The 20768-nt window shown below is 44.3% G+C and carries 18 protein-coding genes, 6 tRNA genes and 1 rRNA gene; 1 reads left to right on the top strand and 24 read right to left on the bottom strand.

Annotation, left to right across the window (positions count from 1 at the left end; translation table 11 throughout):
- The 10 genes from MU515_RS19810 to MU515_RS19855 all read right to left on the bottom strand — a co-directional run.
- Window positions 1-82 (bottom strand): 16S ribosomal RNA (locus MU515_RS19810); the annotation flags it as partial.
- 499 nt (window positions 83-581) lie between these two features.
- Complete coding sequence (locus MU515_RS19815; RefSeq protein ID WP_260262139.1) at window positions 582-1838, bottom strand: cyclic di-GMP phosphodiesterase; 1257 nt, start codon at window positions 1836-1838, stop codon at window positions 582-584.
- Window positions 1839-1973: 135 nt separating this feature from the next.
- Window positions 1974-2381 (bottom strand): VOC family protein, encoded by a 408-nt coding sequence (locus tag MU515_RS19820; protein WP_260262140.1) that lies wholly within the window; start codon window positions 2379-2381, stop codon window positions 1974-1976.
- 71 nt (window positions 2382-2452) lie between these two features.
- Window positions 2453-3451, bottom strand: coding sequence for a LacI family DNA-binding transcriptional regulator (locus MU515_RS19825; protein ID WP_260262141.1), 999 nt, complete (start codon window positions 3449-3451; stop codon window positions 2453-2455).
- Between the two features lie 154 nt (window positions 3452-3605).
- Window positions 3606-4340, bottom strand: coding sequence for a chitin disaccharide deacetylase (chbG, locus tag MU515_RS19830; RefSeq protein ID WP_260262142.1), 735 nt, complete (start codon window positions 4338-4340; stop codon window positions 3606-3608).
- Between the two features lie 39 nt (window positions 4341-4379).
- Window positions 4380-5702 carry a 6-phospho-beta-glucosidase gene (locus MU515_RS19835; protein WP_260262143.1) on the bottom strand — a complete coding sequence of 441 codons (1323 nt, stop codon included), beginning with the start codon at window positions 5700-5702 and terminating at the stop codon, window positions 4380-4382.
- Window positions 5703-5714: 12 nt separating this feature from the next.
- Complete coding sequence (locus MU515_RS19840; protein ID WP_260262144.1) at window positions 5715-6023, bottom strand: PTS lactose/cellobiose transporter subunit IIA; 309 nt, start codon at window positions 6021-6023, stop codon at window positions 5715-5717.
- Between the two features lie 64 nt (window positions 6024-6087).
- Complete coding sequence (locus MU515_RS19845; protein ID WP_260262145.1) at window positions 6088-7410, bottom strand: PTS sugar transporter subunit IIC; 1323 nt, start codon at window positions 7408-7410, stop codon at window positions 6088-6090.
- A gap of 103 nt (window positions 7411-7513) precedes the next feature.
- A complete protein-coding gene (locus tag MU515_RS19850; RefSeq protein ID WP_260262146.1) occupies window positions 7514-7819 on the bottom strand; it encodes a PTS sugar transporter subunit IIB in 306 nt (101 codons plus the stop codon).
- A 442-nt stretch (window positions 7820-8261) separates the two neighbouring features.
- Window positions 8262-8346, bottom strand: a tRNA-Leu gene (locus tag MU515_RS19855).
- Between the two features lie 192 nt (window positions 8347-8538).
- Between MU515_RS19855 and MU515_RS19860 the strand changes: the two genes are divergently transcribed.
- Window positions 8539-9015, top strand: a complete 477-nt coding sequence (locus MU515_RS19860) for an RDD family protein (protein ID WP_260262147.1) — start codon at window positions 8539-8541, stop codon at window positions 9013-9015.
- A 47-nt stretch (window positions 9016-9062) separates the two neighbouring features.
- Here the strand turns inward: MU515_RS19860 and luxS are convergent, their stop codons facing one another.
- From luxS to MU515_RS19930, 14 genes are all read right to left on the bottom strand, one after another.
- Window positions 9063-9581, bottom strand: a complete 519-nt coding sequence (luxS, locus tag MU515_RS19865) for an S-ribosylhomocysteine lyase (protein ID WP_260262148.1) — start codon at window positions 9579-9581, stop codon at window positions 9063-9065.
- Between the two features lie 39 nt (window positions 9582-9620).
- Window positions 9621-10232: a transglycosylase SLT domain-containing protein gene (locus tag MU515_RS19870; RefSeq protein WP_260262149.1), complete on the bottom strand. Its 612-nt coding sequence runs from the start codon at window positions 10230-10232 to the stop codon at window positions 9621-9623.
- Window positions 10233-10238: 6 nt separating this feature from the next.
- Window positions 10239-11804 carry a glutamate--cysteine ligase gene (gshA, locus tag MU515_RS19875; RefSeq protein WP_260262150.1) on the bottom strand — a complete coding sequence of 522 codons (1566 nt, stop codon included), beginning with the start codon at window positions 11802-11804 and terminating at the stop codon, window positions 10239-10241.
- 111 nt (window positions 11805-11915) lie between these two features.
- A complete protein-coding gene (locus MU515_RS19880) occupies window positions 11916-14774 on the bottom strand; it encodes a M16 family metallopeptidase (RefSeq protein ID WP_260262156.1) in 2859 nt (952 codons plus the stop codon).
- Window positions 14775-14783: 9 nt separating this feature from the next.
- Window positions 14784-15245, bottom strand: coding sequence for a YqaA family protein (locus tag MU515_RS19885; RefSeq protein ID WP_260262151.1), 462 nt, complete (start codon window positions 15243-15245; stop codon window positions 14784-14786).
- Window positions 15239-16189, bottom strand: coding sequence for an NADP-dependent oxidoreductase (locus tag MU515_RS19890; protein WP_260262152.1), 951 nt, complete (start codon window positions 16187-16189; stop codon window positions 15239-15241). The genes MU515_RS19885 and MU515_RS19890 overlap by 7 nt, the downstream gene beginning before the upstream one ends.
- A gap of 153 nt (window positions 16190-16342) precedes the next feature.
- Window positions 16343-17641, bottom strand: a complete 1299-nt coding sequence (locus MU515_RS19895; RefSeq protein ID WP_260262153.1) for a sodium ion-translocating decarboxylase subunit beta — start codon at window positions 17639-17641, stop codon at window positions 16343-16345.
- Window positions 17642-17650: 9 nt separating this feature from the next.
- Window positions 17651-19435, bottom strand: a complete 1785-nt coding sequence (oadA, locus tag MU515_RS19900; protein WP_260262154.1) for a sodium-extruding oxaloacetate decarboxylase subunit alpha — start codon at window positions 19433-19435, stop codon at window positions 17651-17653.
- Between the two features lie 29 nt (window positions 19436-19464).
- Window positions 19465-19719 (bottom strand): oxaloacetate decarboxylase subunit gamma, encoded by a 255-nt coding sequence (locus MU515_RS19905; protein WP_260262155.1) that lies wholly within the window; start codon window positions 19717-19719, stop codon window positions 19465-19467.
- Between the two features lie 444 nt (window positions 19720-20163).
- Window positions 20164-20240 (bottom strand) — tRNA-Arg (locus MU515_RS19910).
- A 59-nt stretch (window positions 20241-20299) separates the two neighbouring features.
- Window positions 20300-20376: transfer RNA gene (locus MU515_RS19915), tRNA-Arg, on the bottom strand.
- A gap of 50 nt (window positions 20377-20426) precedes the next feature.
- Window positions 20427-20503: transfer RNA gene (locus MU515_RS19920), tRNA-Arg, on the bottom strand.
- Between the two features lie 59 nt (window positions 20504-20562).
- Window positions 20563-20639: transfer RNA gene (locus MU515_RS19925), tRNA-Arg, on the bottom strand.
- A 50-nt stretch (window positions 20640-20689) separates the two neighbouring features.
- Window positions 20690-20766: transfer RNA gene (locus MU515_RS19930), tRNA-Arg, on the bottom strand.
- Between the last annotated feature and the right edge of the window lie 2 nt (window positions 20767-20768).

The following is a 20768-nucleotide window of genomic DNA, read 5'->3' on the forward strand; positions in this document are numbered from 1 at the left end:
AGTTAACTCGTTTCCGCTCGACTTGCATGTGTTAGGCCTGCCGCCAGCGTTCAATCTGAGCCATGATCAAACTCTTCAATTTAAGATTTTGTCGGCTCAATGAATACTGAACATTACATAAGTAATGTTTGAATTGACTGTGCTGAATCTTTCGATTCAATGGTCACTTCGTATCATTGAAACCTAATTTGATAGCTAAGCTATCTAATTGGATTATCATCAACGAGTGCCCACACAGATTGATAGGTTTATATTGTTAAAGAACTTTGCTTTTCGAGAAGTTTCTCTCAAAGCGGAGGTGCATTCTAGCGAGATAATTTGAAGAGTCAAACACTTTTTCAAATTTCTTTTCTCAGAAGCTTTCACCTCATTCACTAACCGCTGAAGCCTTGTGGCATCTGCCGTGTCAGTGGATGCGCATTATAGGCAGTTCCTTTTTTAAGGCAAGCGTAAAATGCATATTTTTTTAGTTTTTTTGATTGAATGAGCAGGCTTTAACCAACCGTACATTTACACTCAACATACCCTCACCTTTCCCACCAGTTATTCACAAAATCCTGTTGATAAGTGTGCTTTGGGTATTAATCCTCACTATCAAAGAAGTAAGAAATCCGCGAACGTGGATTTAAATACTCTTTTACTTTCTCCGGTAGCTTCTGGGGTAAGATCGCACTCACTATCTTTATATCCCTTTCAGCTAAATCAATTATTGGCGCCTGGGTTCTAGGCACTGCCGGATCATAGATCAGTACATTCGGGTAAAGAATGTTGCTTGAATTAACGGAAATCACTAAGCCAACCATATTATTAGATAACTGCACTACTGTACCTGGTGGGTACACACCCATAAACTTGATCAAAATACTTAAGTTGTCGTGGTTATATAGATGCTTGCAGTTCTTATATAGATGAGAAAGGGCGACGTAAGGAATCTTTTGCTCAGATACGACCGTGTTATGACAAAGGTTATCATAAGCATTAGCCACAGCGACTATTTGGGTTAATTGGTCAATATCGTCTTCTTGCAAACCTGCTGGATAGCCTGAGCCGTCATTATGTTCATGATGATTGGCAATAACTGTCTTTGTTATCTCAGGGAAACAGTCAATATTAGCAGCCATATCTAAGCCATACTTGGTATGGAGTTTTAGATAATTCACTTCTGGTTCGGTCAGAGGAGTAGTTTTACGCAAAATAGCCGTGGGTATTTTTATCTTCCCCATGTCATGGAAAAGCGCCGCAAAAGACAGATCTTTAATCGTCTTAGCGTCCAACCTCTTTGCTTTACCAATCAGCATTGATAAAACCGCTACGTTGAGTGAGTGAAAATAGATATCTTCAAATTCACTTTTACCATTCATTAAATGAAGCGTTACATGATCATCGCTCAACAGGCGATCTACAATATCATCCACCAGCAGTGCAGCTTCATCGACAGCTTGCTCTGGTCGATTGCGAATCTTAGTCATAACCGCACGCATTCTAGCAAGAGAGCGTTCAAACTCTTTCTCACAATCAATCACTCGACGGCGATAACAGCTCATCTTTTCAATACGTTGCTGTTTCTCATTCCACAGCTGTTCCGCTTTCTCATCCAACGCATCATTCGCTACCTGGTTATTTGCGGTCTGTTCTTCAGAGACAGGAAGAGGCGCAACGTCACTTTGGTTGACGTTGACATAGACGTGCTTTATCCCCAAATGTCGAATAATTCGAATTTGTTCTTGGGTCTTTACTTTGAAACTATTTAAAAGGAAAGGATGCTCTTTCCACTTAACGGGTAATCGAATGTGTAATCCAGGCTGAATTCGATCTACCGTGATCTTGATACTCGACACGCTTTATATACAACTAGAAAATTAATAAAACGCTAGTATTCTATTAGAAAGCAATGACGAGATCATCAATAACACGCATTAGTGAGACGTATACATTATTACTAATCATTATCAATTATGCTCAATAACAATAAATTATCTCACTAAATCACAATGCAACATCCAACGGACACCGAACTGATCTTCAACCTTACCAAAACGCGCCCCCCAGAAGGTGTCCGCTAAGGGCATCATCACGTGTCCGCCTTGCGACAGATGGTCAAAAAGCTTCGCTTGTTGGTCAAGGTCTCTCAATACAACAGACAGTGCAATATTGTTGCCACCTAACTCTTGCACCATCATTCCATCAGAGAGCATTAGCTTCATACCAAAAGCTTCAAACTCGGCGTGCATTATCCAATTTGGGTCTGCACCCTCTACTGTTTGCGGAGCATCTTTAAAGTATTGCTTAGTGAGCGTCACACCACCGAAACAGCGTGTATAAAAGTCTAACGCCTCTTCGCAGCGCCCGGAAAAGAACAGATATGGGGTAACTTGAAACATTGCCTATCTCCAATATATTGTTTTATTTAAAGAATAGACAAGTTTCAAATAATGTAATTAGGACTTTAGTGTTAACTAAGAGCGCGATCCGCTCCGCGAACCACCAGCTTTGGCTCAAATTCGTGCACTTTTGACACGGCTTTACCTGCAATCAAATCCATCAAGACTTGAACGGCGGACTGAGCCATATCGTTGATCGGGAAGCATACTGATGTCACTGCTGGGTAAAGCTCAGCGCATCGTTCAACACTATCAAAGCTGACAATAGAAATATCTTGCGGTACTTGAATGCCATGCTCGTGTAGGTATTGCATCGCACCAACTGTCATTTCTTCACTACAAGAGAAGATAGCCGTTAGTTCAGGATGGCGAGTGAGCAAACACTTCGTTGCTTCATAACCGCTTTGATAGCCATAGTTTCCTTCTTCACACCAGCTCTCATCGACCACTATGCCAGCCTGAGCCATGGTATCTAAATAACCTTGCTTGCGCTGCAAACTGTTTTCACGACAAGTTGGCCCAGTAATACAACCAATTAATCGATGTTTTTGATCCAATAGATGCTGCACTGCAATCGAGCTGGCCTTGTGATGTGAGAAAGTAATGCATCGCTCTTCTAAACTCGGTACGACGCGATCCAATAAGACGAAAGGAGGATGTTGCTTAGCAAACTCACATAAAGTGTCATCGCTGATATGCCGACTATGTAATATATAGCCATCGCAACGTAAATCATGAAAGCGTTGAATCGCTTGTTGCTCTCCAGCATCAGAATGATGGCCCTGCGCGGTAATAAGAAACTTAGAATGTGTATCAAGCTCAGACTGAACTTGCTCCATCATAGAGCCAAAAAAGCCACCGGTATAATAGGTAACAAGTAATCCCATCATGTTACTTGAAGATGTTGCCAGTGAGCGAGCGATTGCACTTGGTCGATAGTTAAGCTCAGCCATTGCTTGCTCAACTTTCTTTTTTGTCTCTTCTCTGAATTTACCCTCGCCATTGATTATTCGGGAAACCGTTGAGCGGTTCACACCTGCGAGAGCCGCAACATCTTTTATCCGTGCCATATGACCTTCTTTAATATTATCTATACCCAAACAACCTCATGGGCATCACTTAAAGTTGTTTGGGTATATAAAAGAGAAAAAAAGCTGCCAGTTTCCAAACGTTAGGGGGAAATGAAACTGACAGCTGCCATGATACACAGGGAATATGCTAGGACTAAACTAATACGGAATAATCCGTGACTTGGATATCACGCTCAGCAAGAAACGCGACAAATTCTGACGACGTGAGCGTTTCAAGCTCTTGCTCTCGCTGTATTAGATAACTGCTCATCGCTTTAAGCTGCGAATCCACCTTAGCCGGATGACACATCACTTCTAATACATCGCACTGAGCTGCATGCTCCAACATCAACTGCTTTGCATGTTCAACCGAGATAGCCGAGTCATAGAACTGGGAGGTAAACACATAGCGACATGACTGCTCATCTACCCCAGCCACACCAATACCTCTTACAGGGACTTTGTATTGCTGCGCGACCTCATAAACAATCGGAGCGATCTGCGGATGTGTATGACAATGATGATGACCATCTATATGGCTTAGGCTTAGCCCAAGCGCTAAGTAGTGTTCAACTTGCGCCACCACTTCCTCATACACTTCTACCGGATCAAAATCCCGCTTTTGCCAAAAACCTGGAATAGCAGGGAAGAGACCTTTATCACCTTGCAATGATTTATGACCGGTTAAAGGCTTACCTGCCGTAAATCGCAAATGCAGCCCAATTTTGAGATCGGGCACATCGGCAGCCAACTTAACCGCATGTGCCTCTCCCGGCATTCCAACCATAAATGTTGTTGACCGCACGACTCCACTTCTAAAAGACTCAACAATCCCTTCGTTTACGCCTTCTGTTAGTCCAAAATCGTCCGCATTAAAAATGACTTTCATCTCTTCCTCTGCTTTATTACAAACGTTTTAATTTGCCAACTACAACGTTGTTAGTTTGAATTGCGGTAAGTACGCAGCGTTCTCTCGCAAGATATCATCCAAAATCGATTTCGCTCGTTTGATATCAGGAACAAGAGGGTTATTCGCTAAAGCAATCAACGCTTTTTCATAGTCACCATAAACCGCTGCTTCAATAGTCAGTTGTTCATACGACTTCACTTGATGCAGTAAACCTGTGATGTTTGGCGATAACTCACCAACGGCAATCGGCTTAGCGCCCCAACTACCAATCACAGCACTACATTCAATCACCGCATCATCAGGCAATGTGTTAATTGCGCCATTGTTTGGCACGTTCACCACATGAATGCCATTGCGGTTGTTGTAGATAGCATCGACTAAATTCAGCGAAGCATCGGAATAGTAAGCACCGCCACGCTCTTCAAGCTCTTTCGGTTTAACATCGAGATGCACATCTTGATAGAGCTTAAATAGCGACTCTTCGGTTTTCATCACCTGCTCTGCGCGAGTTCCTTTTTCTGCGGCACTTTCCTTCTCTTCTTCAAGCATCGCATCTGTTTGATAGAAGTATCGGTGGTAAGGACAAGGGATTGCCCCTAATGCACGCAAGAAATCAGGGTCCCACGGCTCTTCAAAGATATTCTTCATACTGAAGTTAGCGCCGTCACCGACTTTCTCAATGACGGTATCTGTGACATCTTCACCGTTAAGCCAAGCCTTATGAACCCAAACCAAGTGGTTCAAGCCAGCAAATTCAAGCTGAACCTCATTTGGCTCACAATTCAGCATTTCAGCAGCCATCATCTGCATTGAGACTGGCACGTTACATAAACCAATACTCTTAACGTTAGAGTGTTTATTGACGGCCTCAGACACCAAGCCCGCTGGGTTGGTAAAGTTAAGCATCCACGCATCAGGCGCCAACTCTTCAATATCACGACAAATCTCCAAGATAACCGGGATGGTGCGCAATGCTTTTGCAAAGCCACCAGGGCCCGTAGTCTCTTGGCCAATCACGTCATATTTCAAGGGAATACGCTCATCACATGCGCGAGCCTTCAAACCACCGACTCGAAACTGTGTCATTACGAAATCGGCACCTTTGATCGCCTCACGACGATCAAAGCTGGCCTTAACTTCAATATCAGCGCCGACTTTCTCAACCATACGCTTTGCCAACGCATGAATGATATTGAGCTTTTCTTCTCCATCTTCGATATCCACCAAGTGAATTTCGCGAACAGGAAGAAACTCTCGGCGTTTTAACACACCTTCGATAAGTTCAGGGGTATAACTACTACCACCACCGATGATGGCTAGCTTTAATGCACCTCTTGACATACTAAATCTCCATTAAGCGACTATCTGCTGATGTAAGGCTACGATTTCCGTAGCCATTTCATGAGCAAGAATGGTTGTCATAAGGTGGTCTTGAGCGTGAACCATAACGAGTGTCATGGGCACTTTGCCTTGGCCTTCGTCAGCTTCTATGAGCTGGGTCTGCATCAAGTGAGCCTTATTTAGGCACTCTTTTCCAAGTGCCAACTTTTGCTGGGCTTGTTCAAAATCATTCTTTCTTGCTAGCTTTAGCGCCTCGTAACTTAAGCTACGCGCTTCACCCGCATTACAGATGATCTCCATTACAACCATTTCTTGATCCATGTTCCCTCCCGATAAAAACTATCTAACGTCTTACTTATTCTAAAAATCTAAATTATTTAATAACTTAAGCTTTTGCCAATTCTGGCTCAGCTTGTTTTTCTTCTTCTGTCGCATCTTGACCTGCAAGTACTTCTTTCTCGAACATCTTGAAGAAAGGTAGGTACAAGAACAAATCCAGAATTAACAACGCAACTACCAACAGTACTGGCGCTAGAGTCCAGCCACTACCCCAAGAAGCACCGATGATTGCAGGTGTTGTCCATGGTGTGGTTGCCACGCCCATACCGACTAAGCCAGAGTGAACAGCAAAGTAAGCGATGGTTGCATTGATACAAGGAACCAACAGGAATGGTAGGAATAGCGTTGGGTTAAGAACCATTGGCGTACCGAAAATAACTGGCTCGTTAATTTGGAAGAAGCCAGGAACGATACTCATACGACCAATACTCTTAAGGTGCGCAGAGCGGCTAAATGCCATCAAAATAACTAACGCGAGTGTTGCACCAGAACCACCTAGGAAGATGTAGAAATCCCAGAACGGCTGAGTGAATACGTTTGGAATCGGCTCACCTGCTACAAAGGCTTCAATATTGACACTTAGGTTAGAAAGTAGGAACGGTGACATTAAGCCAACCACGATAGCTGCACCATGAATACCCGCGAACCAAAGCAATTGACAAAGAATTAATGCGCCCAGAATGGCTGGTAGAGAGTTAGAAGCACTTACTAGAGGTTTGAACGCTTCAAGAATCAGCTCAGGAATCAGCATATCAAACTGGATTTGAACCCAAACACTGAATGGGTAAAGCGTAAGCAGTACTGCCAATACTGGAAGTAGAACCTCAAACGAACGAGCGATCGCTGGTGGAACTTGCTCTGGCATACGAATAGTGACGTTGTGTTTTTTCATGAAGCGGTAAAGCTCAACTGAGAAGAAAGCACAAATCACACCGGTAAACACGGCTGTACCACCTAGATTGGCAGCAGGTAAGCCACCATCTGTTAGTGGTGCTGCAACAAGCAAGAAGCTCATTAGTGATAGTGCAGCACTGGTAATACCGTCCATTTTGTGCGCTTTCGCCAAGCTATAACCCACACCTAATGTAACGAATACCGTCATGATCCCCATCGTCATATTGTAAGGCATCATGATGATTTGGTCGTATTTCTCAGCCGCATCTAGCCAAGCTCGCGCAAAACCCATTTTGGTTTCTGGCGAGAATGGAGGGAAACGGAAAATGAGTAGAAAACTACCGACGATAATAAATGGCATTGCCACAATAAATCCATCACGCATCGCGCGAACGTGGGGTTGGTTACCCACTTTCACCGCGAGCGGTGCAATATGCTTTTCGACGAAACCTAATACCATGTCATAAAGCTTCATAGTGTCCATCCTTATTTTTGGAACAAAAAAGCCCTACACCACATAATTTAATGTGGAGTAATCACTTCTTTAATCTGTTATTTAATATTTAATTAAAATTAGATTACTTAATTAGGCCTAATGCTTGTGTCAGCACTTCATCGCCTTTCATCATTCCGTAATCTTGAGGTGAGATAGCAGCAATATTCTTTCCGTGCTCATCTGCAACCTTTTTTAGTTCTTCAAGTTGAAAACGAACTTGAGGGCCCAGCAAACATACATCGTATTCTTTGATCGCATCGTTAAAGGCATTCACTGCCAGCGCTTCAATCTCACATACAATGCCGCGTGCTTGCGCCGCTTGTTCCATTTTCTTAACTAGCATGCTTGTAGACATACCTGCACTACAACAAAGCAAAATCTTTTTCATCACCCAGCTCCTTTTTGATTAACAATTAAGCTAAGAAAACTGTATCAAAATTGTTCAGAACAAAAAAGCGCAACCGGTTGCGTTAAGCGTGAACAGAATCCCATTTTATGAAATGTTTATACTTCAATTATTTGCGCAAAATAAATTAGTATTAGTTCGTGATAGAAAAGTATTTTTTGAATATCGAAATAAATAGGTATTAAATATTTGAAACCAAACAAATAAAAATGGATGTTAGTTATCTAGATTTATTTTTAATAACAAATTAAATATAAATACACGTAAATAGTCTATGAAGCATTTCATTGTTCGCGATTTGGTCTTCAGGAGAGATCTTTCGGTATTGCCGAACTTGTACACAATACACCAAGCAAAAGGCTTAATTTCTATCGTTTAGATACAACAAAGCCCCGACTTTCGTCGAGGCTTTGTCGTTTAAATATGGTACCGGTGGGCGGACTTGAACCGCCACGCCCGAAGGCAACGGATTTTGAATCCGTCGTGTATACCAATTTCACCACACCGGCATCTGAAGGCTATTGCCTTTTGATGATTGGCATTATACGTAACAATGTCGTTCGTGCAAGTGCAAAAGATTGAAAGCGCTGTCGTTTGCTGATTATTTCACCATAAAGCAGCAAGCTGTGCGCAAGCTCTCTTCCCTCGCTCAATTTGCCGTATTATTCTGCTAGCTAAACCAAAATAAAATGGCATAAACCATGACAAATACACAGTCCCTGCCACCAGCAGGACTAATGCGCCGCTTGGGTGCTCTTTTTTATGATAGCTTGATAATTCTGTCCATTGAAATGATGGCTGCGGGGATAATTATCGCGATTTTACACGCCTTGCTTGCGATAGATGCAATCACTATTGCACCTTATCTCGATGTCAGTGATTTACTCACTCATCATCCCATTTGGAGCCCAATCTATACGCTGTATCTAGCGTTTGTCTGGATTTACTTCTTTGTGTTCTTTTGGACACGTGCAGGGCAAACTTTGGGGATGCGGGCATGGAAAATCCAAGTTCGTAATAAAAATGGCTCTAAACTAACGATCACTCAAGCACTGATCCGCATTGGTACCTCTGGCTTTGGGCTGGCTAACTTCACTGTACCTTTTGATCCAGAAAAGCGTGGCTTTCATGATATTTGGGCCAAGACTCAAGTCGTCGTCCTGCCAAAAGTAAACTGATGCAACACCCACATTAAAAAAGGAAGGCTAAGCCTTCCTTTTTTACGTTAATCGATACTTAACTCTTTTAGCATTTCAGCGGGAAGAGCGAGATCCTCATTCTTGTTCACTGCAATGCCTGCATCCAAAATAGCTTGAGCGATTTGCTTCGCTTCGTCTAATGAGTGCATCGCTGCTGTTCCACATTGATACTCGTTCAGCTCTGGAATTTTATTTTGGCTTTCTACTTTCAGTACATCTTGCATCGCCGCTAACCAAGCATCAGCAACTTGCTGCTCTTGCGGAGTACCAATCAAGCTCATATAAAAGCCTGTACGACAGCCCATTGGGGAAATATCAATGATTTCAATCGCGTCACCATTGAGGTGTTTGCGCATAAACCCTGCGTACAAATGTTCTAAAGTATGAATACCACGTTCTGACAAAATGTCTTTATTTGGCGCGGTAAAGCGTAAATCGAACACGGTAATTACATCCCCTTTTGGCGTCTTCATTGTTTTAGCAACACGAACCGCTGGGGCATTCATTCTTGTATGATCTACTGTAAAACTATCTAATAATGGCATATTCCCTCTCCTGCCGATTCACTAACAACACCTGAGTTATTAGAAAAACCAACTGCTATTACTTTCCAACTCTTGGCGGCACTGTTTTAGTTGCCAACCATAATCCTTTGCTTGTTGCTCTACTTTACGTGCGATTTTGATCAGCGACGGCTTACCTTGGTAAGTTTTGCGCTTATATCCGCCTCTTCCTTCATGGTAAGCAAGATATTGATTGTACGGGTCCCATTTAGAGATGCCAAGTTGCTTATGGGTCTCTGTGGTGTACCAACCAATAAACATCAGTGAGTCATCGAAACTGGTTCTTGAACCACCGTGATTGGTCGCTTTTTGAAAGTCTTCCCATGCGGGGTCTTGCGCTTGAGCGTAACCATAAGCGCTACTTACACGTCCCCAAGGAATGATACCTAAGATATAATTTTTAGGTGGTCTCGCATCATGTCGAAAGCTACTTTCCTGCTTTACAAATGCCATCGCAATATTGATGGGCGTACCCCACTCTTCTTGCATGTCTACTGCATCATCATACCAATCGGGGTTCTCTCGGAAGATTTCACAAATGTTATCTTGCCGCGCAGGAGGCGGGGTCGCACAGCCACTGAGCCCTACGACCGCCAAAAGGAGTGTTATCGCTAGAGTCCTTTCTATTTTCATCAATGTTTACTTCAAATAAGAGAAATACTGAGTTAAGAAATCATCAAAGCTTAGCTTATCCGATTGCTCTTGAGCCTTTTGCGCTTCAACAGAACGAGAAGCTTCTTGCTGCATCAGCTCTTGGCTGTAAATACGATATTGATGCGCTAGGTGCTTTAATCGGTACTCTTTACCAAATTCACAACCCAATGCGCCTAAGCCACCTAGTCGTTTGGTATCTTCAAGTAGCTGACCAGAGATGGTCAACTCTGGGTTATCAATCCAATTTACTAACTTGCGACATACTTGTTGATATTCGTTACCGCCAAGTACTTCATCCATCTTAACAGCGACTTGCGTCAGTTCTTCAAACACTCGTTTCGCCCAATCTTGAAGGGTAAGAACTTCACCTTTGCAGCCAATTTGTAGCTCAAGCCCAGGCGTACGACCTTCGATGATCACTTTGTTCCAGTTTTCTCTCCAGCATGCTTGCTCGCAAAAATCCATTGGTTCAGAGTCAGTCAGCGCAGCCCATGCTAGGAACAAATCCAAGAAACGTATTTGATCTTTATCGATACCTACCGAGCTGTATGGGTTTACATCCAGTGAGCGAACTTCAATATACTCTACGCCGCCACGAGCTAATGCTTCAGATGGTTTTTCGCCATTTTTAGCTACGCGTTTAGGTCGAATTGGCGCATACAATTCGTTTTCAATTTGTAGAACATTGCTGTTTAGCTGGCGGTATTCACCATCCACTTTCACACCAATTTCTGCAAACTCATCTGATGGAGTGCGAATCGCTTGGTTCAAGCCTTCTAAGTATTGCTCAATGTTGTTAAAGCCAATCTTTAGCACACTCTGCGCGCTGTTGGTGTAACCCAAATCACTTAGACGCAGTGATGTCGCCTTTGGCAAGAATAGCGTCGAACCAATATTCTCGAACGGAAGTTTAGTATCTCGCCCTTTGATGAAAGACGGGCATAGCGCTGGTGATGCACCAAAGAAAAACGGGATCAGCCAACCAAAACGATAGTAGTTACGAATCAGCGCAAAATAGCCTTCAGACTTAGCCGCCTGGCGAGAAGGCTCATCTTGTTCACCATACAAACCATCCCAAAATGAATCAGGGAATGAAAAGTTAAAGTGAACACCAGAAATAATCTGCATCAAGCTACCGTAACGGCGTTTCAAGCCCTCACGGTAAAGCGTTTTCATCTTACCTGAGTTTGATGTGCCGTACTGAGCGAGTGTAATATCATCTTCATCTTCAACGTAACAAGGCATAGATAGAGGCCAAAGCTTCTCTTCACCCAGTTGAGTTTGCGTGAAATGATGGATGTCTTCTAACTGAGCGACCAAGGTATCAATGTCATGTGATACTGGAGTAATGAATTCGAGCAGTGATTCAGCAAAGTCAGTGGTAATCCACTCGTTAGCGTAAGCAGAACCTAAACCTTTAGGATGAGGCGTCTTAGCAAGCTTGCCATCTTGTTGATAGCGAAGGGTTTCTCTTTCTACACCACGACCAAAGTTTTTAAACACTTCGGGATTACGTGACACTCGCTCTAATCGCGCAGCAAAATCTGTCAAAATGAAGTCGCCTATGTTTATTGTTCTATTTGCATATCAAAGAACTGGCTTAATAACAACGACTGGGTAACGAGAACGTTACCCAGTTCAATGCTCTAATTTATGTGTCCTCTAATGGACAATTTCAAGCTCTTCTACAGGAATGTTTAACGTTTCTAGTTGAGGTTTTAGGCTTTGAGCATCACCTACAACAATAATCTGATACTGGCTCGGGTCAAACCACTTTTTCGATAAGCCATTCAGCACGTTTCTATCTACAGTATCAACAATTTCATTACGTTGCTGTAAATAATCTTCATCAAGACTGTACGATAAAATACTACCCAGTAGATTTGTTTTCTGCCCTGGGGTTTCATACTTAAGTGCGTCTTGCTGGCCAACCGCTAATTTCAAGAAATCGAGCTCTTTGGTTGTCATGCCTGATGCACTGTATTCCGTCAGCTCTTTTTGCATCTCGATGATCGAAGGTAACGTCGCATTAGCACGAACCTGAGCCGAGAAGACTAAAGCACCGATCTCTCGGTTCGCTGCTAAATAGCCACCCGCACCGTAGGTGTAACCTTTATCTTCACGCAAGTTTTGGTTTAAACGGCTATTAAAATTACCCGCTAAGTTAAAGTTAGCAAGCTGAGTCAAATATGCCTCACCTGTCGCGTCAAAAGGTAAGCCTTGTCGCACAAAACGCACGATACTTTGCGGTGAGTGTGGCTTATTAACTAAATAAATCTTCTGTTTACCCAGTTCTGGTAATTTCTCTGCTCGCAATAGTGGTGCAGTCTCGCCTTGCCACTGCTGAATGAATGCTAACTGCTGAGTGACCTCTTTTTTGGAGATATCACCCACCACTACCACTTGCGCGCCTTGTGGCGTGTAGTGTTGACGGTAAAACTGCTTTACATCATCCAAGGTCAGAGACTCAAGAGACGCTAGAGAACCTTCACCTGAGCGCTGATAAATGGTATTGCCAAACAACACCTGACGAGTTGCTTGTGACGCTAACCAGCTTGGCTTTTGATGCTGATACATCATACCTTCTAGCATCTGCTTTTTCAGACGGTCAAAATCTTCTTGCTTAAACGCCGGTGCAAACAGTACCTCTTCAACAATTGAAAGGGTTTGAGGTAAGTTTTTCTCTAAGCTCGACACCATGACCGATGTCGTATAGTTACCCGCATTCACCGATACTTTACTGCCTAGCTTGTCCATTCTTGCGTGCAGCTCTTCTAAGCTTGAATGCTGAGAGCCCTCTTGCAACAGAGCGGCTGTAAGGTTCGCTAACCCTTCTTTACCAGCGCGTACATAACGCTCCCCTGCTGGGAATCGAATATCAAGTTGCACCGTCGGCGTTTCGCTGCTCACCGTGCCTAGCACTTCAACGCCATTATCGAAGAACATGCGATACAATTCTGGCATATGTGCCTGAACGCCTTGAGCAATCTCAGGCATCACTGAACGGTCAAAATTGTCGACTGGACGACGGTATTCTAAGTCTTGCTCTGAGACTTTGCTGTAAACAGGCAAACGGCGCGCAGGTGTAACAAAATCTGCTGTTGCTGCAGCCAATTGCGTTTTACCCACAGGCACAACACTCAGGGTCACTTTGTGGTGGCCGTTGACGTATTGTTTGTAAACTTGCATTACTGATTGCGGAGTCACAGCCTTAAGACGATCGAGTTGCGATTGAAGACGATCTGGCTGAGCAAAAAATGTTTCGTTTGACGCAAGTTGGGTTACTTTGCCTTCCACGCTTTGAAGAGCAAAAACAGAATCCGCTTCTGCCACACCAATGATTTGGTCTAAACGCTGCTGGCTAATGCCGTGTTGTTCAAACTCGGCCAATGTCGTCATGATGTCATCATACAAAGACTTTAAGCCCGCGCTGTCGCCTGATGGCGCCATCGCATAAACGTAAAAAGCGCAAGATAGCTCAGAGCAATCTTGAAACGCTCCAACATCTAACGCTTTTTCGGTTTTAACTAGGTTTTGGTACAGCATGGAGTTTGCGCCATCACCAAGCTGAGTCGCCAACGCGTTAAGTGCAAGCTGAGATTCATGACCGCGATATTCTGTTGGCCACCCTAAAACCACCATCGGCTGGCGAATGCGGTCTTCTAGCGTGACAAATTTGTCTCGTTCCAGCGTCACTGGTTGCTTAGGCGCGCGCTCTACTTCTGGTCCGCGAGGGATTGGAGCGAAATACTTGTTAATCCACTCTAAGGTTTGCTCAACGTCAATGTCTCCGCCAATTGTAAGAACCGCGTTGTTTGGGCCATACCAACGAAGGAAAAACGCTTTCAGATCGTTAACATCAACTCGATCAAGATCTTCAACATAACCGATGGTTTGCCATGAATATGGGTGGCCTTCAGGGAACATGGCTTCACCCATCTTCTCCCAAATCAAACCATAAGGACGGTTGTCATAATTCTGTGCGCGCTCGTTTTTCACCGTATCGCGCTGCACCTCAAACTTACGCTGTGATACCGCATCCAATAAATAGCCCATGCGATCAGATTCTAGCCATAGCATTTTTTCTAGCTGATTCGCAGGGACGGTTTCAAAGTAATTAGTGCGGTCGCGGTTAGTCGTGCCGTTAAGGCGACCACCCGCTTCGGTAATGATACGAAAGTGCTCTTGATCGCCCACATGCTCACTGCCTTGGAACATCATGTGTTCAAAGAAATGTGCGAATCCTGATTTACCGATTTCTTCACGTGCGGAACCAACGTGATAAGTAACATCCACATGCACCAATGGATCAGAGTGATCCGGTGATAATATGACGGTTAATCCATTTTCCAATTGGTATTTACTGTAAGGAATCGTGGCCTTACCTGGCTGGGCTTCTACCTCCTCTACCAAGGTAACCCCTTGTGGTAAAGAAGAAAAAAACGGTACGTCGTAGTCGATATAGGCAGAACATCCACCCAAAATGGCAAGAGATAATGCGCCAAACCAGATTTTTCTCATCATGATTCCTTAGAAAAAGCCGTAAAACAGTGCAGTAAGTAGCAAGTAGCGAGCCAGTTTTCCTATCAAAATTAGCCAAAAAGATGGCCAAAATTTCATTCTTAGCCAACCAGCGGCTAAACAAAGTGGATCACCAATCACAGGTAACCAACTCAATAACAGTGACCAATAGCCGTATCGTTTTAGCCACTGTATGGCTCTATGACCATGTTTTTTATCGTGAGTTCGATTTGGTATCCATAGACCAATGGCATAATTGGTTAGGCCGCCAAGGGTGTTTCCTATGGTGGCAGCAAGTATGATAGAAGTGACAGAATATTGACTCAGGCTCAGAGTAGCAAGTAAACCTGCCTCTGAACCTCCGGGTAATAAGGTTGCACTGAGGAAACCGCTAAGAAATAACACCCATAAAGCTGAATCAGAAAACCATAACGCGATAGATTGAAACGCAGTGTTAAACGTTTCTAGCATTGCATATCCAACAAAATCTTTCCTCTTGTATGACCGGTTTCAATTTGAATATGTGCATCGACAACTTGTTCAAAAGGATACACTTTAAAAATCTCTGTTTTAAGCAAGCCAATACTTACCATATAAAGCAATGCATCCATTTGCTCTTTGTTTGGGTCCACCAACATACCTGTAGCTTCAAACCCTAGCAGCTTAGCCTTCTCACATATCAGCTCAGCAGATAAAGTAGGCACCGTCACCACTTTAGCGCCATCTTTTAAGCACTTTAGGGCATCCAATGCCACATCGCCGCCGACTAAATCAATCAATACATCGACCTCTTCAACTCTTTCTGAAGCAGGTGCAAAGTGATAATTGATCGCATGAGCGCCTAACGTCGCCATGTAATCGAGGTTGTCTTCACCGCAGGTTGTAAACACCTCAGCTTTAGCCGCAACCGCTAGTTGAACAGAAATATGGCCCACACCGCCAGCACCAGCAAGAATGAGTACCCGCTGACCTTCAGCAACTAACACTTTATCTAATGCTTGAATAGCCGTCTGCCCAGCTAAAGGAAGCGCAGCGGCCGCTTCTAAAGTAATTGAAGATGGTACTAGACTGAGCGCAGATTCAGGTACTGATATGTATTGACTATATCCGCCCCCAACCACAGGGAATCCAATAAAGCCCGCGACTTTATCGCCAACTTCAAATCTCTCTATGCCTTCGCCGGTTGTGAGCACTTCCCCCGAAATGTCATAACCCAATACCCAAGGCAAGTTATCTTTATTCTGCGCAGCGGCCCAACCTAAACCAGCTCGTGTTTTGACATCTATAGGGTTCACACCAGCAAACGCCACTTTTACCACGACTTCGCCCTCTTTCGGCTCTGGTACGTGACTCGATTGAACAGCTAACACATTAGGTTCACCGAATTGAGTAATGACGATTTGTTTGTTTTCCATGCCAATGATCCTTATTGATGAAAAAAGGGATGCCGAAGCATCCCTTTGAATATATACCATTTCTTTAACTCAAGTTAACCATTTGATCGCAATTTAACCAAGTAAGAGGCTTAAGTTGTTACCGTCCGTTAACTAAGCAAAGAAAGCTGTCATCTAACCTACAAGTGCTAATAAGATACCCGCAGCAACCGCTGAGCCAAGTACCCCAGCCACGTTCGGTCCCATAGCATGCATCAACAAGAAGTTTTGCGGGTTAGCCTCTAAGCCAACCTTATTAACAACACGTGCAGCCATAGGAACAGCAGATACCCCTGCTGCGCCGATCAATGGGTTAATATCTTCTTTAGAGAACTTGTTCAGAAGCTTCGCCATTAATAGACCGCCCGCAGTACCGATACTAAAGGCCACAGCACCAAGTGATAGAATACCTAGTGTTTCAATGTTCAAGAACTCTGCCGCTTGTAGCTTCGAGCCAACACTCAAACCAAGGAAGATGGTCACAATGTTGATCAACTCGTTTTGCGCTGTCTTAGATAAACGATCCACAACACCCGCTTCACGCATTAAGTTACCTAAGCAGAACATACCGACTAAAGGTGTTGCCGATGGCAGGAATAGAATCGCCATCATTAATACCGCGAGTGGGAAGAGGATCTTTTCTACTTTACCAACATGACGAAGCTGAGCCATTTTAATTTGGCGCTCTTCTGGCGTTGTTAACGCTTTCATGATTGGTGGCTGAATGATAGGAACCAAAGCCATATAGCTGTATGCCGCGACCGCAATGGCACCAAGTAGATCTGGAGATAGCTTACTCGCGAGGAAAATCGCTGTTGGGCCATCCGCACCACCGATGATCGCAATAGAGGCAGCATCTTGGATGCTAAACTCCATACCCGGCACAAAGTTAAGTAATATCGCACCAAATAGCGTGGCGAAAATACCAAACTGAGCCGCTGCCCCCAACCACAGGGTTTTAGGGTTAGCGATAAGCGCACCGAAGTCAGTCATTGCCCCTACACCCATGAAAATGAGTAGCGGAGCAACACCAGAAGCAACAGCGACGCTATAGAAGGTATACAGAGTACCATCAGTGAATTTCGCATTAGTCGCGAGTTGCTCAAGCATCACTAACTGATCTGGCTGAGCGGCTTTGTAAGCGACTTTAATGGCATCAGCTGAAATATCAGTGACGCCAAGAATCGAAGCAAACTCAGTCAGCAGATTAATATCACCAGCATAAATTGCATTAAGCACTGCGCTGTTTGCTAGACCAACAACAGGAATGTTGGCCAAGATAGCACCAAAGCCAATTGGCAAGAGTAACAGCGGCTCAAACCCCTTTCGAATAGCCAGATACAACAACGTACAACCAACAAGGATCATACAGATCTGACCAAATTCGAAATTGGCTAACCCGGTCTCTGACCATAGAGTTAATAGTCCTTCCATGGTACTCCCTTACGCCAAGCTCAATAGTGGAGCACCCACTGTGACGCTATCACCTTCTTTTACATGAAGATCTTGAACGATACCGCTGCGCGCAGCACGTACTTCCGTTTCCATCTTCATCGCTTCAAGGATCAACAAAACATCACCTTCCGCTACTTGCGAGCCACTTTGTACATTCACTTTGAAAATATTACCGGCAAGAGGAGCTGGTACAGCTTCTGAATCAGCCGATGGAGCAGCAGGCGCTGCGGCTGCAGGTTGAGCCGCCGCTGATGGCGCAACTGATGTCAATTGACCTTGCGGCCCAACTTCAACATCATAAACTTGGCCATCAACTTTAACACTGTAAGTTTCAATACCACCTTGTGCAGGCTGTGCAACCGGAGCTGGCGCAGCGACTGGCTCTGTGCCTGGCGCTGGCTCAAATGCGTCTGGGTTACGGCGATTCTTAAGGAACTTCAAGCCAACTTGTGGGAAGAGCGCATAAGTTAATACATCGTCAACCGTATCTTCCGCTAAAGAGATACCCTCTTCTTTTGCTTTAGTTAACAGATCATCTGTCAGTGTATGTAGCTCTGCTTCTAAAAGATCGGCAGGACGGCATGTAATCGGATCTGCGCCATCAAGCACTTTAGCTTGTAGCTCTGCATTCACATCAGCAGGCGCTGCACCGTATTCACCTTTTAGAACACCAGCCGTCTCTTTGGTAATACTCTTGTAACGCTCACCTGTCAGCACGTTAATAACAGCCTGAGTACCCACAATTTGCGACGTTGGCGTTACCAATGGAATAAAGCCAAGATCTTGACGAACGCGTGGGATCTCTTCCAATACCTCATCAATGCGATCCGCTGCGCCTTGCTCTTTCAGCTGGCCTTCCATATTGGTCAACATACCTCCAGGTACTTGAGCAATAAGAATACGAGAATCGACACCTTTCAATTGACCTTCCCATTTAGCGTATTTCTTACGAACTTCGCGGAAGTAAGCGGCAATTGGCTCTAGTTGGTCGAGTTTAAGATTTGTATCACGCTCAGTACCTTGCAGCATCGCAACTACCGTTTCGGTTGGCGTGTGGCCGTAAGTACAGCTCATTGAAGAGATTGCAGTATCGAGAATATCAATACCCGCCTCAACCGCTTTTACCGCTGTAGCCGTTGAAAGGCCAGTGGTCGCATGACAGTGCAGCGCCAAAGGTACATCACAAGATGCTTTAATACGAGTAATGAGCTCTTCTGCCTCGTAAGGCTTCAATAACCCTGACATATCTTTAATACATAGCGAATGGCAGCCAAGATCTTCTAAACGCTTAGCCAGATCAACCCAAGTATCTGCATTGTGTACTGGGCTAGTAGTATATGACAGCGTGCCTTGAGCATGCGCGCCAACATCAACGGCCGCTTTAACCGCTTTTTGGAAGTTACGAACGTCGTTCATCGCGTCAAAGATACGGAATACATCCATACCGTTGGCGTGAGCACGCTCGACGAATTTTTCTACGACATCATCTGCATAGTGACGGTAACCCAGCAAGTTCTGGCCACGAAGTAGCATCTGCATTGGGGTGTTTGGCATCGCTTTTTTCAGCTCACGTAGACGCTCCCACGGGTCTTCCCCCAAGAAACGAATACACGAGTCAAACGTAGCGCCGCCCCATGTTTCCAATGACCAATAGCCGATCTTATCCAACTCGGCGGCAATCGGTAACATATCTTCAATACGCATACGCGTAGCGAATAGAGATTGATGGGCGTCGCGAAGTACCACATCAGTTAAAGCTAGTGGTTTAGACATGCTCTTAAACTCCTTTTAATCCTTTAATGCTATTTTGCGGCAGATGTGCGGTATTGATGCACAGCAGCGGAAATGGCTGCAACTACCTGAGGGCTTACAGCAGAAGATGATTGAACTTTGTTATTTTGTACTGGGCTTGCGATCGGCTCAGGAACCTCTTCAGGCACCAATTTCGACATTAACCGAACGAGGTATACAAGAATAGTTAGGAAAATAAATACCACCGACATCCCAGTTAACATGAGAGTGGCAGCATCTATAAGTTGGCTTCCGATAGTGTCCATTTTGCTTCCTTTCTTTGTCATCCTGACAATAGCAAACTGCTCAAATATATTGCGTCCACCTATGGACTCACAGTCTGTCTATCTAAAGCACCGCTTGGTACTTACTATTGTCTGAGATGCGCTCTGTGATCCAGACAAGAGGTCTAGGATTATCTCGATTGGTTAAACTTTGTCAATTTTGTTTAAAGCAGTCTTTATGATAAAGCACATTTCTAGGGGAATATTCGTCACACAAATCACATATCGTTGAAATATTCACTTCTAGAAGAATATTTAACTGCTGATTATCAGACGTTATTAGAAAAATAGGACACTTGCTGCGATTGGCTTAAAACTTCTGCAATTAAGTCTTATAAAACAATCGGTTGTATATGATAGGTAAACAACTTGATAAGAAAATGTTAATAAAAAAGCCCTGCTATTTCTAGCAGGGCTTTAATGTAATGGCGCGCTCGGGAGGATTCGAACCTCCGACCGCCTGGTTCGTAGCCAGGTACTCTATCCAGCTGAGCTACGAGCGCGCTGCGTTCGATATTGATATTCAATATCAGGTCAATGACCTTTTATTCATAAAGAATAGTGGCGCGTCCTGGAGGATTCGAACCTCCGACCGCCTGGTTCGTAGCCAGGTACTCTATCCAGCTGAGCTAAGGACGCACGGGTTTTCGATAATGACAAAATCACTATCAGGCCAGTAGCCTAAATAATGGCGCGCTCGGGAGGATTCGAACCTCCGACCGCCTGGTTCGTAGCCAGGTACTCTATCCAGCTGAGCTACGAGCGCGCTGCGTTCGATATTGATATTCAATATCAGGTCAATGACCTTTTATTCATAAAGAATAGTGGCGCGTCCTGGAGGATTCGAACCTCCGACCGCCTGGTTCGTAGCCAGGTACTCTATCCAGCTGAGCTAAGGACGCACGGGTTTTCGATAATGACAAAATCACTATCAGGCCAGTAGCCTAAATAATGGCGCGCTCGGGAGGATTCGAACCTCCGACCGCCTGGTTCGTAGCCAGGTACTCTATCCAGCTGAGCTACGAGCGCGC

Source organism: Vibrio intestinalis, from assembly GCF_025195085.2.
Classification (GTDB): Bacteria; Pseudomonadota; Gammaproteobacteria; order Enterobacterales; family Vibrionaceae; genus Vibrio; species Vibrio intestinalis.

Bases quoted from the DNA above. Each gene is read 5' to 3' on its own strand.
- MU515_RS19820 (WP_260262140.1), bottom strand. From the start codon at position 2,381: ATGTTTCAAGTTACCCCATATCTGTTCTTTTCCGGGCGCTGCGAAGAG.
- MU515_RS19825 (WP_260262141.1), bottom strand. From the start codon at position 3,451: ATGGCACGGATAAAAGATGTTGCGGCTCTCGCAGGTGTGAACCGCTCA.
- chbG (WP_260262142.1), bottom strand. From the start codon at position 4,340: ATGAAAGTCATTTTTAATGCGGACGATTTTGGACTAACAGAAGGCGTA.
- MU515_RS19835 (WP_260262143.1), bottom strand. From the start codon at position 5,702: ATGTCAAGAGGTGCATTAAAGCTAGCCATCATCGGTGGTGGTAGTAGT.
- MU515_RS19840 (WP_260262144.1), bottom strand. From the start codon at position 6,023: ATGGATCAAGAAATGGTTGTAATGGAGATCATCTGTAATGCGGGTGAA.
- MU515_RS19845 (WP_260262145.1), bottom strand. From the start codon at position 7,410: ATGAAGCTTTATGACATGGTATTAGGTTTCGTCGAAAAGCATATTGCA.
- MU515_RS19850 (WP_260262146.1), bottom strand. From the start codon at position 7,819: ATGAAAAAGATTTTGCTTTGTTGTAGTGCAGGTATGTCTACAAGCATG.
- MU515_RS19860 (WP_260262147.1), top strand. From the start codon at position 8,539: ATGACAAATACACAGTCCCTGCCACCAGCAGGACTAATGCGCCGCTTG.
- luxS (WP_260262148.1), bottom strand. From the start codon at position 9,581: ATGCCATTATTAGATAGTTTTACAGTAGATCATACAAGAATGAATGCC.
- MU515_RS19870 (WP_260262149.1), bottom strand. From the start codon at position 10,232: ATGAAAATAGAAAGGACTCTAGCGATAACACTCCTTTTGGCGGTCGTA.
- MU515_RS19880 (WP_260262156.1), bottom strand. From the start codon at position 14,774: ATGAGAAAAATCTGGTTTGGCGCATTATCTCTTGCCATTTTGGGTGGA.
- MU515_RS19885 (WP_260262151.1), bottom strand. From the start codon at position 15,245: ATGCTAGAAACGTTTAACACTGCGTTTCAATCTATCGCGTTATGGTTT.
- MU515_RS19890 (WP_260262152.1), bottom strand. From the start codon at position 16,189: ATGGAAAACAAACAAATCGTCATTACTCAATTCGGTGAACCTAATGTG.
- MU515_RS19895 (WP_260262153.1), bottom strand. From the start codon at position 17,641: ATGGAAGGACTATTAACTCTATGGTCAGAGACCGGGTTAGCCAATTTC.
- oadA (WP_260262154.1), bottom strand. From the start codon at position 19,435: ATGTCTAAACCACTAGCTTTAACTGATGTGGTACTTCGCGACGCCCAT.
- MU515_RS19905 (WP_260262155.1), bottom strand. From the start codon at position 19,719: ATGGACACTATCGGAAGCCAACTTATAGATGCTGCCACTCTCATGTTA.